Raw genomic sequence first — 12,224 nt, forward strand, 5'->3', positions numbered from 1 at the left:
GACGGAGTCGCAGCGTCCTACGTCGTGGCGTTGTTGGCCGAGGCGACAGCTCAAGGGGTGCCCGGCCGCATAGTCAAGAAGGTATCGATTCAACAGGGGGCAGTGGGCCAGCCCCTTGACGATGTGATCGTTGAAGCGGAGGGGCAGGATAGCGTCGTCATGCGCTTGAGTCTCCAGGTCAAGCGCAGTCTGCGAATCAGCGATGCCAGGACGAACTCGGACTTCCGCGAAACAATCATCCGTGCGTATGCCACTGTGGTCTCGAATGGTTTTCAAGCCACGATAGACCGCGTCGGCGCTATCTCGGACGAGATTGCCGAAGGCGCCAGACGTGACTTCGAGACGCTCTGCGAGTGGGCGCGGATGGATCCAGTCCCTGCCAGTCTTGTGACCAAATTGAACACGGAGGGAGTCGGAGGGGCGAAAACTGGTCAGTACGCCGCGGTCAAGAACATCCTATCTGGCATCGCCGAAATATCTGACCTTGATGCAGCAACGCACAAGCTTCTCGCTCACTTCGTACTGATGCGAGTGGACATGCTCCATGAGGGCTCTGCGACCCAAGCTAACGCCGTCGCATCGCTGGCAAACGTATTGCAACCGCAGGACCGCGCACGAGCCGATGACCTCTGGCAACGACTTCTCACCCTCGTCAGGGCGAGTGAGGGTGGAGCGGGCGTATTTGATCGCAAGACGCTCGTTAGCAGGCTCAATGGGTCGTTCAGACTCTCTGGCTCAGCAGTTCTACAGAGCACGCTCGCGTTTATTCGGGAGGAGTCTGTCCGTGGAGTGGCCGAAATCGGCAACCAAGTAGATGGCTTTGGGGTCGCACGTGCGCATCTGGTGGCTGAAGCGACTACGGCGATTGGCGCACATCTGTTCGTTCAACTTACCGGTATGCCCGGCACCGGCAAATCAGCAGTCCTTCGAGCGCTAGTAGAACGGGCGACCACCCAAGGGACGACGCTTTTCTTGAAAGCCGATCGCCTTGCGGGAGGAACTTGGACGCAGTACCTCGCCGCGAACGGGATTGCACCGTCCTCCATCGAGGAACTGCTTGTTGAAATCGAGGCGGTGGGGGTTCCGACGCTTTTCGTCGACGGGCTAGATCGAATTGAAATCGAAAATCGAGGCATCGTCACCGATCTTCTGAAGGTCATCCTTCAGTCACCACTACTCAAGGGCTGGAAGATCGTGGCCGCGTTGCGGGACAACGGCATTGAGCCGTTGAGAACTTGGCTACCTCCAGAACTACTTAGGAAGGGTGCAGCCACTCTCTCCGTCGGCGAGTTTAGCGAGGAAGAATCCGAAGCCTTGGCGAATGCCCGCCCCTCGCTACGCCCGATGCTTTTCGGGTCACCCGACGTGCGAGCCATCGTCAGGCGGCCGTTCTTCGCCGCCGTCCTAAGCGCTGGGCACACCGATGGCGATAGTGTGCCGATGTCTGAAATCGAGCTAGCAAGCGCTTGGTGGGAACGCGGTGGGTACAGTGCAGAAGCCGCGGCGGCCGGTCGCAGGCGACAGGCACTGGTGCAACTCGCTCGCAAAGGTGCATTTGCATTGGGGCGCAAGATCCCTGCCCTAGATGTTGATGCTCGGGCACTGCATGAGCTGCAAATAGATGGGGTGGTACGGCCATTGCGAGCTGGCCAGACCTGGCGATTTGCGCACGACATCTTTTTTGAATGGGCGTTCTTGCAGCTCCTCATCTCAAACGGTGAGGATTGGCTGACTACGGTTCAGGAAGCAGGGGAGCCGCCAGCACTTGGCCGAGTCGTCGAACTGCTCTCGCAATCCGAGATCAAGGACGGGGATGATTGGGCGAAGCAACTTGAGCGGCTCGAGGAGGTCAGTGGGGCTCGAACTCAGTGGCTCCGTGCGTGGATGACAGGGCCACTGGGCCTACCTCAGTTCACCTCAGTTCAGGCTACCTACGAGGCAGCCATGCTAGTCGAAGGCGGCAGGCGCGTCTCGAAGCTCTCTGTCTGGTTCCAGGCAGAGAAAAGCAAGGCCAATCCGAACGTTCTCGATGCGGCTCAGTTTCCACAGTTGAGTCCGGAACAGCGCCTCCGATACGCCGATGCCATGGCGTGGCCGTCAGACGTCGACACTTGGCGAAGACTCTGCAACTGGCTCTTGACATGCGTTGAGAGCATTGACCCCAAGTACTGGGGCAACGTCTTGACAGTATTCGAGGTGTGGCAGAACCTGGGGCGGGACGTCAGGAATAAGGTCTCGAAGAGCATTGTCGACATCGTCGCCAAGTGGACTGTTCAGATTGATGCGGGAGAAGAGGACTGGCGACGACTTCGAGGCGAAGCGGATCTAACGAAGGCACCAGGACCACCATCTTCGCTATCCGAGCGGCTTCGATCGTTGATATTGATTGCTTCCCCGGCCTATCCAGAGGTAGCGAAGGCCTACATGAGCCATCTACTGGCGCTGGAGCATCTTCCACAAGGGGCTTTCGAGGGCATCTTGACGTTTAGCCCGAGGCTAGGTGCATCGTGCCCTAAGGAACTCGTCGACTTCGTCATTGTGACCACGAAAAACGACCTGCCGAAGGAAGAGAAGCGACACGAGTTTTACAGCGGTCCGGACACCCAAGCCTGGCACGACCTGGGCCTTGATGACCATCAAGCCTACTTGCCGGCAGCCCCATCTCGCGAGCCATTTCCGTCAGTCTTTAAGGCCGCCCCTGATGAAGGACGGCGCTTAGTGAGATCGTTGGCGAATCGCGCTATCGAAGCTTGGCGACAGCTCTGCGAATTCGATCGACAAGGCCCCCGAAAACCACTGTCTCTGAAGCTGATCTTTCCCTGGGGAGAGCAAGAGTTTTGGGGCGATGGGCAAGTCTATCAATGGTTTAGGGGCGCTCATGGCTCCTACTTAGCGGACTCCGCGTTGATGGCGCTCGAGTCTTGGGCGTTCGAGCACGTAGATGCAGGCACTTCAGTTGACGAGGTTATTGCCCTGGTGCTGGATGGTCATCACTCCGTCGCTGTCCTAGGCATTGCGGTTTCCATCGCTCTCGAGAAGAACCATGTGTCCGCGACAACTTTGCCGCTAATTACTAACCAGCGACTTTGGAAGTGGGACATCAAGAGGATGGTCTCCGAAAACGGTTTCCTACTAGGTGCCGGAAGTTTCAATTCGGCTGATGAAAGGCACACACAGGCAGCGCATGAGACAGGCAAGAGGCGCGCGCGAAAGCTCGAGTTGCGATGGCTCGCCTCTTTGGCCGTTCTGCAGGGTGGGGAATTCGCACAACAGGCCTCGAAGGAGATCGCGGATTTTCCGCATGCCCTTCCTTTCGACTACGTCGACGAAACGAAGAATGCAAGTCTCATATCAAGTCTGCGAAGAACGGCTGAAATCTGGGCTGAGGTCGGAAAAGCCGAGAACTACGAGGCGAAGACAACGGACGATGGCAAGGGAGCGCTGATCTCCCTGAACAACCCAAAGGCAGTCGGTCCGGACATCGATGCCATCAACGAGCGTCAGGCCACCATGGTCTTGCACATGAGAGTGAATCAATGGGCAGAGAAGACCTTGGAGGCAGGCGTCATAGATGATGAAGTGGAGTTTGTAAATGCACTCAATACGGCTAGACAGCTAGACGCGGCCGATCTGTTCAGCCAAGGGTACGACCACATCAGCTCTGAGCACTCGCGACAGTCGCTGGTCGCAGGCGTCGCAGCGGTCATTCTTTCGCTTCCAACTCCCATCGATGCAGACACGCGCGAGTGGGCCTCGAATGTGTGCTTTCGCGCTTGGCGGACTGCGGAAGTGGGGAGCAATTACACGTACCGAGACTCACAGTTGGTATTTCATCCGGTGTTGTTCGCAACCCAAGGGCTCGCCGGCATTTTGCGAGCGGATCGCGCTCGTCATGACGCGCTAGAGGCGCTGCTGCAGCTATTTAGCCACCCATATACTCAGATCGAAGGGGTAGCGATGCAGGGTCTAATCGGACTCTGGGATGCTGCGCCCGATGCTGCATGGCTGGGACTTCGACTTGGGATATCCCTGTCGATCCTTGAACGCTCGCAGTACATGGTGGTCAAGAAGGATCGCCTTCGGCACGAGCAAGATCGCATCAATGCGAGCGTGCGTTGGGCCTTGGATGAAATCGCTGAGATCGACGCGCCTCCAGTTGCACTGCCGGCGGTCCCCGATGCATGGGATCAGGTCGAGCCAAGCGGCTCAGACGTCGCTGAGGAAGGCGGCCAACCTGCGAAATGGCGGCCGGCCGAGCGCGATCTCGACTGGCGTCATCTGTCGCGAGTGATAGCCGCGATACCCTTGGAAGCCGTGGTGAATGACGAACACCGGTTCCGATTTGTTCTGGATTGGCTCGAAGGCCTTGAGCGATGGACTATCGATCGGTTCAATCCACCTTCGACTCGAGACCGCCCCGGAAAGAGAACTCGTGATGAAAAGCCCACCGAGTTGTATGAGTGGCGCATCACGCTATTTTCTTTCCTCGCCCTGGTCAGTGCCCGGTTGGAGCCGACCGAGGCCCTTCGGCGCTTCGTGAATCCGATTCTTTCCTTGGACGACGAGACCTTCGTTTCGTTTGCTGATCCATTCGCATCGCCTTTGGTGGAAAACATTGTGGATGCACCGGTTCTCCCCGCAAAAGTCCTCGAGTTGCTTGCTGCCTTACTGCCCAGAGTTACGAGCCATTCCGCATGGAAAAGAAGTTCTTGGCGCGATGAAGGAATGAGAAATAACGAACTTGAAAGAATCCTTCGATCCGTGTTTTTTATTAAGTGGGGAGACCTTCCTAGAACCGCGCGGTTCGCCAACGGTAACTGGCAAGAACTGGGTCAGGTTCTTGATCTGGTCGTTCCTCTTCTTCGCGCGCATGGAAGCGATGCAACATTGGCTGCGATCTGGGCAACCTTGTGCGAGCGCGCGCTCGAACACTACCCGATTGAATCTTTTGTTGAGCACCTGGAGCTGGTTCTGCATGGCACAGCCGCGCCGACTGGCTGGAATAGCGCGCTCGTGCCGCCGCGGGTCGCGAGTCTCATCCAGCGTTTCTCGGAGCGAGGCGTAGAGCTTCCCGAACCCATCGCACGAAAATTATTGCGAGCGCTCGATAGCCTCGTCGATATGGGTGACAGACGTGCTGCTGCGATTCAGACGAGCGAGGTCTTCCGGCGAGTCAAGCTTGCTTAGCTCGGAATGAGGCTCGGATGCGACGTGCTCCTGTGTTGCCTCGCGGCAATCCAAAGTACTGCGATGGAGCGACAGCACCAGTTCGCGCCTCAACACAGCGGACGTTCACGAAGCAACCGCACTTCGGCGCGCCGCCGATTTCAGGTACACATCTAGAACCTGTCATCGGTGCGGCGACGATACTTTCGCCTGAATGACCGGTTTGAAGCTGAGACCGCAAGCTCTATCTCTGAGGGCCACCGACCGCAACCTCTGCAAAGCGGTCAAATCCTGATCGGGGAGCCGACGACACCAGCCCTTTGCCATATTGCTGGAGATAAGAAAATGAACCGCCGCCGGCCACAAAGACACAGCGGCGAGCAACAGCCCCCTACCCCCTCCCACTCTCCCCCAACAACCTCTCCGCCTCCCTAGCCAGATCCGCCGCAATCCACAGCATGTGATCCCGGTGTTTCTCTCCGGCTTCCTCGAACCACCCGTTGCCGTCGCCGTAGCAGCACCACAGCAGGGAGTTCAGCTGGGCCAGTTTGATTTCGAGGAGGTCTCTGGCGTCTTCGCCTGTGGGAGTGACGGAGGCCGCGCCGCGTGTGCGGCGGGAAGATTTGGGCGTTGAACGCCCAGCGATAATTTGCTCAGCCATTTGGTGTGCTCTTTCTGAAAGGTTGGCACGTCGTTTGGTCAGACGGTCAGGGTGTTCACGCACCCTGGCCGTCGCCTTTTGTGCCTCACATTCGTGTCGCCGCTTCACAAAGAGGCATCGACACCCGCCGTGAGGCAAGGCGGTTCATTCGCTCGTCAATCGATCAATGGATGCATGGGGAGAAGGCGTTTCCTTTCACGGGTTCGTCGGCCGCTACAGCGGGCCGTCTTGTCGCGGGGGCATTCACTGTAGAGAAGCGAAGCCGCGCAAGAGAAAAGAATTCGTCGACGATTTCTCGAATCGACGAGATATCTGAGGTGCCCCGGTTTTTCTGCTTCACCGGAGGCGGAGCGAAGCAAGACCCTGTGCGGGGGCCGGCCGCTAGTGCGCGTGCGTGGCGCGCTCGGCTTCGCTGTCGCGGTGGTCCTGGCTGACGCCTCGCGCCGGCAGCGCGTCGGCCGCCAGCGCAAGGAAGAGCGCAAGGAGCAGCCACAGCGCCACGTCGCTCAACCGGTAGAGGTTCTTGCGAAAGCGCTTGGTGCGGCGGATCACGGCGCGCCTCCCGGGGCGGCCGTGCGGGCGTCGTCGTTCAACACCAGAAGAAGACAAGGCCCCACGCCGCGGACCGCGTCCACCGCGAGGGCCGCGTCGTCCACCTCAGCCATGGGGCATGAGGTGGTACAGCTCCGGCAGAAAGCCGCCGGGCGCGGTGAGGCGCGACTTGAGCCGCACGACCAGGTGCAGGTCGTCCACCAGATGAATGTCGCCGCCGCGGTTGGTGAGCTGCAGCTTCACGGCCAGCAGGCCCTGCAGCTTGGCGCGGTGCCACTCGGCGGCGTCGGCGATCTGTGCGCGCGTCATGGCCGCGATGCCGATGCCGTGTTCCAGCTCGGCCGCACGCAGGCAGGCCACAACGCGGTCGACGCTTTTCAGCGTGCCCTCGATCACCTCCAGGCAACGCTCGGCCAGCCGCGTGGGCTCGTCGGCGGAGTTGCCGTACACGAAGGCCTCGTAGGGACGGGGGGCGCGCGTGGAATCGCGAGGCATGGGCTGCGGGCCGGCGTTGCGGCTCAGCGCGGCAGCAGGTCCAGGCATTGGCGGCGGCGCCACACGGCGCTGCGCACGGCCTGGCTGTCGTCGAACACGACCTTGTACTGGCACACGAGGTAGTTGGCCGACTGGGGCATCTGGAACTTGAAGTGGTAGTCCCACTCGGTGCCGAGCGCGCCGCGCTGCTGCTTCAGGGCCTGCCCGAGCACGGCGAGCACCTGGGCCTGGTTGAGGCCGGGCTTGATCTCGCGAAAGCGCTCGGGCCGCGACACGACGCCGTCGCGCAGAAAGGGTTCCTTGAAGTCGGGGCGGCGCGCCTCGACGTCGCGGTAGTCCAGCTTGTCGGGGTTGCTCACGGGGTCCACGGGGTTGTCGCGGGCCACCGCAGGAGCGGCGGCGCCGAGCAGCGCGGCGGCGAGCACGAAGGCGGCAGCGGCGGGGGATGCGTGCGGGGTGGTTTTCATGGCTAGCGTCCTCTTGGGTCGGATGGGTGTCGGATGGGTTTGCGGGGAGAAATGAGCGCGCGCGGGTCAGCGCTCGCGCATGGCTTCGCGCGCCTTGTTCAGCGGCTTGGTCAGGTAGTCCCACACGGTCTTGCGGCCGGTGCGGATGTCGGCGGTGGTCACCATGCCGGGCACGATGGGCATGCGGCGGCCGGCCTTGTCGGTGAGTGCGTCGGAGTCGGTGCGCACGAGCACGGGGTAGTACACGATCTCGGGCTTGACCTCGTCGCGCTGGGTGTCGGGCGCGATGGTCACCACGCGGCCCTTGAGGCCGCCGTACACGGCGTAGTCGTAGGCGGTGATCTTGATCTGCGCCTCCTGCCCGGGCCGCATGAAGGCGATGTCGCGCGGCGAGATGCGCGCCTCGACCAGCAGCTGGTCGTCCAGCGGCACGAGGGTCAGCAGCGACCCGTTGGGCGGCACGACGCCGCCGATGGTGGTGACCTGCAGGCTCTTGACGATGCCGCGCACGGGCGAGTTCAGGGTGAGCCGCTCGAGCGAGTCGGCGCGCCCGCGCACCACGGACGACAAAGACTTCACCTCGGCATCGGCCTTGGCCAGCTCTTCGCGGCTGCGCACCATGTAGTTGGCGCGCGCCTCGGCGATCTTCAGCTCGAGGTCGGCGGCCTGGCGTTGCAGGCGGATGAGTTCGACGTTGCTGGCCGCGCCGCTCACCTGCAGCGAGCGCGTGATGTCGAGCTCCTTGCGCACGAGCGCGAGCGCCTGGCCCAGGCCGGACACGGTGTCGCGCAGGCTGCCCTGGCGCGAGCGGAAGAGCGCGCTTTCGGAATCGACCAGTTGGGCGTAGGCCTTCAGCTCGGCGGGGAACTGCAGGCTGCCCTGCCCTTGCACCTCGGCGCGCAGGCGCACGCTGCTCGCCAGGGCGGCGCGGTAGCGCGCGGCGGTTTCTTCCACGTTCGATTCGCCGCGCGTCGGGTCGAGCTGCGCGAGCACCTGGCCCTTCTCGACGATCTGGCCTTCGTGCACGCGCAGCTCGGCCAGGATGCCGCCTTCGAGCGACTGGATGCGCTGCTCGCGCGAGCTGGGAATCACCTTGCCCATGCCGCTGGACACCTCGTCGATCTCGAAGACCCAGGCCCACACGAAGAAGGCGAGCAGAAAGAGCGCGACGAACCACACGACGCGCGCGGAGCCGCTGGCGCGGGCTTCGTCGAAGTCGTCGGCGCCGCCGGGGCCCCACACGGTGGCGGTGGATACGACCGGTGCCTGCGCGGCGGCCTGCACCTGCGCCTTGGTCAATGTCACGGCGTTCATGCCTGCCCCTCCTTGCTGCGGCCTGCGGAAGCCATCGCCTCGCGCGAGGCGACCGCGCCCTGGCGCAGCCGCGCCATCACCTGCTCGCGCGGGCCGTCGAGCACGACGGTGCCGCCGTCCACCACGAGGATGCGGTCGACCGCCTCGAGCACGGCCGGGCGGTGCGTGGCCAGCACCAGCGTGCGGCCGGCGGGCAGCGCGCGCAGCTGTTCGATCACTTCGCGCTCGGCCACTTCATCGAGCGAAGCGGTGGGCTCGTCGAGCAGCAGCACGCCGGGGCGGCGCAGCATCAGCCGCGCGAGCAGCAGGCTCTGGCGCTGTCCGCCCGAGAGGCCGCGCCCGCCTTCGAGCAGCGGATGGTCCAGCCCGGTGGGCAGGCGGCGCACGAAGGCCCAGGCGCCGGTGGCCTGCAGGGCCGCCACCAGTTCGGCGTCGGTGGCGTGGGGCGTGCCCATCTGCAGGTTCTCGCGCAGGGTGCCGTGGAACAGGCGCGCGTCTTGCGCGAGCAGGCCGACGTCGCGGCGCACGTCGGCGGGGTCGATGTGGGCCATCGACACGCCGTCGAGCAGCACGCTGCCCGCGCGCGGTTCGATGAGGCCCGAGAGCGCCTGCAGCAAGGTCGACTTGCCCGCGCCGTTGCGCCCGAGCACGGCAATGCGTTCGCCGGCGCCGATGTGCAGCGCCTTCACGTGCAGCGCGGTGGTCTGGCCGTCGTGGCTGAAGACGGCGTCGCGCAGCGTGTAGTCGCCCTGCACGGCGGGCCGGTGCACGCGGGTCTCGTGGGGCGGGTGGTCGACCGGGAGCTTCATGAGCTGGTCGAGCGCCTCGCCGGCCACCTTGGCCTGCTGCCAGCGGTTGAGCACCTGCGTCACGCCGGCCAGCGGCGCGAGCATGCGGGTCGACAAGATCGATGCGGCCACGAGCACGCCGGTGCTCATGTGGCCGTCCATGACGAGCGGCGCGCCGAAGAACACGACGAAGGCGAAGGCGGCGCCCTGCACGGTCTGCGTCCAGTTGCTCAGGGTGTTGAGCAGCGCGCGCAGTTGCAGGCCGGAGTCGGCGTTGACGGCGTTGTAGTGGTTCCACTGGTTCTGGAAGCGCGGCTCGGCCTGCAGCCCCTTGATGTCGTCGATGCCCTGCACGGCCTCGACCAGCATGGCGTTGCGCAGCGACGATTCGCGCATGCCCGTCTGGGCCAGCGCGCGCAGGCGCGGTTGCGCCAGCAGGCTGGGCACGATCAGCAGCACGCACGCGGCCAGCGGCACGAGCACGAGCCAGCCGGCAATGAACCAGAAGAGCACGCAGAACACGAAGAAGAACGGCAGGTCGGCCACGGCCGCCACGGTGGTCGACGTGAGCATTTCGCGCACGGGCTCCAGCTCGCGCAGCTGCGAGATGAAGGTGCCGGTGGCACGCGGGCGCGCCGAGCCGCGCACGCGCAGCGCGTGACCGAACACGCGGTCCGAAATGCGCAGGTCGGCGCGCTTGCCCACCACGTCGGTGATGCGCATGCGCGCGCCGCGCATGACCCAACTGAACGCGATCGACAGCAGCACGCCGCCGAACAGCACATGCAGCGTGGGCAGCGACTGCGCGGGCACGACGCGGTCGTACACCTGCATCGAGAACAGCGTGCCGGCCAGCGCCATGAGGTTGTAGGCCAGCGACGCGACGAGGATGTGCGCGTAGGGCCGCCAGTCGGCCAGCACGATCTGGCGCAGCCAGTGCGGCTCCACCGGGCGGATGTAGGCGTCGACGCGCGAGTCGGGCGCCGATTGCGCGGGCCGCAGCACGGCCATGGCTTCGAGCGCGGGTTGCAGCTCGTCCACGGTGCAGACGGTTTCCGCGCCCTGGTCGCCACCGAGCATCACGCGCAGGCCCTGCGCCGAGATGGCGGTGACCACGGCCGCCTGCCCGTCGCGCAGTTGCAGCACCACGGGCAGGCGCCAGGGGCTCAGGGTGTCCAGGCGCGGCGCGACCTGGCGCACGGTGAGCCCGGCCTGGCGGGCCATCTGGCGCACGCGCTCGCCGATGTCTTCGTGGTCGCTCCATGCGGCAGCGCCGCGGATGCGCTCGCGCGAGGTGTCGAGGTGGTAGTGGGCGGCCACGGCCAGCACGGCATCGACCCAGCCGGCGAGCAGCTCGGGGCCGCGCGCGGCAGAAAGCTCGGGCATCGTGGTGGCGGTCATGGCTGGCCTCCGGCGACGAGCTCGCCCGCATCGACCAGCCCGAAGGCCTCGCGCAGGCGGCCCGACTGGTACAGGCACTCGACCGCGAGCCGCTGCACTTCGTGCGCGCTCTCGGCCTGCTCGAAGCGCGCGCCGTGGAACTCCTGCTCGGCATTGAGCAGGTCGAGCAGCGAGCGCGTGCCCAGCTGCAGGTACTGCTCGCGGTACAGGTCGCGCGTGCGCTGCGTGCTGTGCACGCGCGCGGCGAGCACGGGCAGGCGCAGCGCGTGGCCTTGCGACTGCACGCGCGCGTCTTCGAGGCGCTGGCGCACGCTGAGTTCGGCATAGCCCAGCGCGGCCTCGGCCGCCTCGACGGCGTGCGCGGCGGCGCGCTGGCGGGCCTGGCTGCGCCCGCCTTCGTACAGCGGCGCGGTGAAGTTGACGGTGAACGTGCTTTCGTTGGCGGACTGGCCGGCAGGCCGCGCGCCCGATTCGAGCCCCCGGTTGACGGCGGCGTTGAGCGACAGCGTGGGCAGCAGCTGCGCATCGGCACCGCGCAGCGCGGCTTGCGCCATGTCGCGCTCGGCCTGCGCCATCTGCACGGTCGGCGCGGGCAAGGCCGCCTGCGGCAGCGCGGCGCAGGCGCTCGCGAGCGGCGCGGGCGCTTCGCCGGCGATGTCGGCCGGTGCGCGGCCCTGGGTCAGGTGCATGAGGTTGAGGCGCCAGCGCTCGGCCTGCGACGCGGTGTTGAGTTGCTGGGCGCGCGCGGCCTCCAGGCGCGACTGCGCCTGCGCCACGTCGGACTGGCTGGTGGCGCCCTTGGCCTGGCGTTCGCCCACGAGACCGGCCAGCGACTGCACGCCCTTCACCTGGGCCTGCGCGATCTCGCCGAGCGCCTGCTGGCGATGCACTTCGATCCATGCCTGTGCGGTGTCGCGCACCACGTCGTCGACCGCCACGAGCAGCTTGGCGCGCGCGGCCGTGGCCGAGGCTTCGGCCTCGCTCACGGCACTCGACACCTTGCCGAAGTCGTACAGCAGCTGGGTCACCGACAGCGAGGCCTGGTGCACCTGACGGCGACCGTCGGCCTGGAGCTGGCGGTTGCCCGTGCGCGCGCTGACGCCGGCGCTGACCTGCGGGTAGTAGCCCGAGCGCGCGGCTGCAATGCCCTCGCCCGCCTGCAGCGCCTGGCCGACGGCGTTGCGCACGGTCGGGTGCGAGGTGGCGGCCAGGCGCACGGCCTCGGCCATGCCCAGCGGGGCGGCGGTGCTCGCTTGCGCAAGCGCCGCCGATCCGGCGAACAGGAAGAAAAGGCCCGCGGCAGCAGACGAAAGATGACGGGAAGCAAGCATGCGTGAAGACGTGCAGACCACCAGGTGCCGACGCCGCAAGCGGCGCCGG

The 12,224-nt window shown here is 64.9% G+C and carries 7 protein-coding genes; 1 reads left to right on the plus strand and 6 read right to left on the minus strand.

The window, feature by feature from the left end:
* The first annotated feature begins 24 nt into the window (after positions 1-24).
* Positions 25-5,187 (plus strand): hypothetical protein, encoded by a 5,163-nt coding sequence (locus AC07OH_RS12970; protein ID WP_495300921.1) that lies wholly within the window; start codon positions 25-27, stop codon positions 5,185-5,187.
* 1,021 nt (positions 5,188-6,208) lie between these two features.
* On the opposite strand, the gene AC07OH_RS12975 is transcribed toward AC07OH_RS12970, so the two are convergent.
* The 6 genes from AC07OH_RS12975 to AC07OH_RS13000 all read right to left on the minus strand — a co-directional run bounded on the left by AC07OH_RS12975 (position 6,209) and on the right by AC07OH_RS13000 (position 12,175).
* A complete protein-coding gene (locus tag AC07OH_RS12975) occupies positions 6,209-6,379 on the minus strand; it encodes a hypothetical protein (RefSeq protein ID WP_495300922.1) in 171 nt (56 codons plus the stop codon).
* Between the two features lie 105 nt (positions 6,380-6,484).
* On the minus strand, positions 6,485-6,874 hold the full coding sequence (locus AC07OH_RS12980) for a hypothetical protein (RefSeq protein WP_307693486.1): 390 nt from the start codon (positions 6,872-6,874) through the stop codon (positions 6,485-6,487).
* A gap of 23 nt (positions 6,875-6,897) precedes the next feature.
* Positions 6,898-7,341 carry an outer membrane protein assembly factor BamE domain-containing protein gene (gene bamE, locus AC07OH_RS12985; RefSeq protein ID WP_062479197.1) on the minus strand — a complete coding sequence of 148 codons (444 nt, stop codon included), beginning with the start codon at positions 7,339-7,341 and terminating at the stop codon, positions 6,898-6,900.
* Positions 7,342-7,407: 66 nt separating this feature from the next.
* Positions 7,408-8,655: a beta-barrel domain-containing protein gene (locus AC07OH_RS12990; protein ID WP_159276032.1), complete on the minus strand. Its 1,248-nt coding sequence runs from the start codon at positions 8,653-8,655 to the stop codon at positions 7,408-7,410.
* Positions 8,652-10,844 (minus strand): type I secretion system permease/ATPase, encoded by a 2,193-nt coding sequence (locus AC07OH_RS12995; RefSeq protein WP_495300923.1) that lies wholly within the window; start codon positions 10,842-10,844, stop codon positions 8,652-8,654. Before AC07OH_RS12995 ends, AC07OH_RS12990 begins: the two co-directional genes overlap by 4 nt.
* Positions 10,841-12,175, minus strand: coding sequence for a TolC family outer membrane protein (locus AC07OH_RS13000; protein ID WP_495300924.1), 1,335 nt, complete (start codon positions 12,173-12,175; stop codon positions 10,841-10,843). The genes AC07OH_RS12995 and AC07OH_RS13000 overlap by 4 nt, the downstream gene beginning before the upstream one ends.
* Between the last annotated feature and the right edge of the window lie 49 nt (positions 12,176-12,224).

This window comes from Variovorax sp. GW821-FHT10C12 (assembly GCF_059415405.1).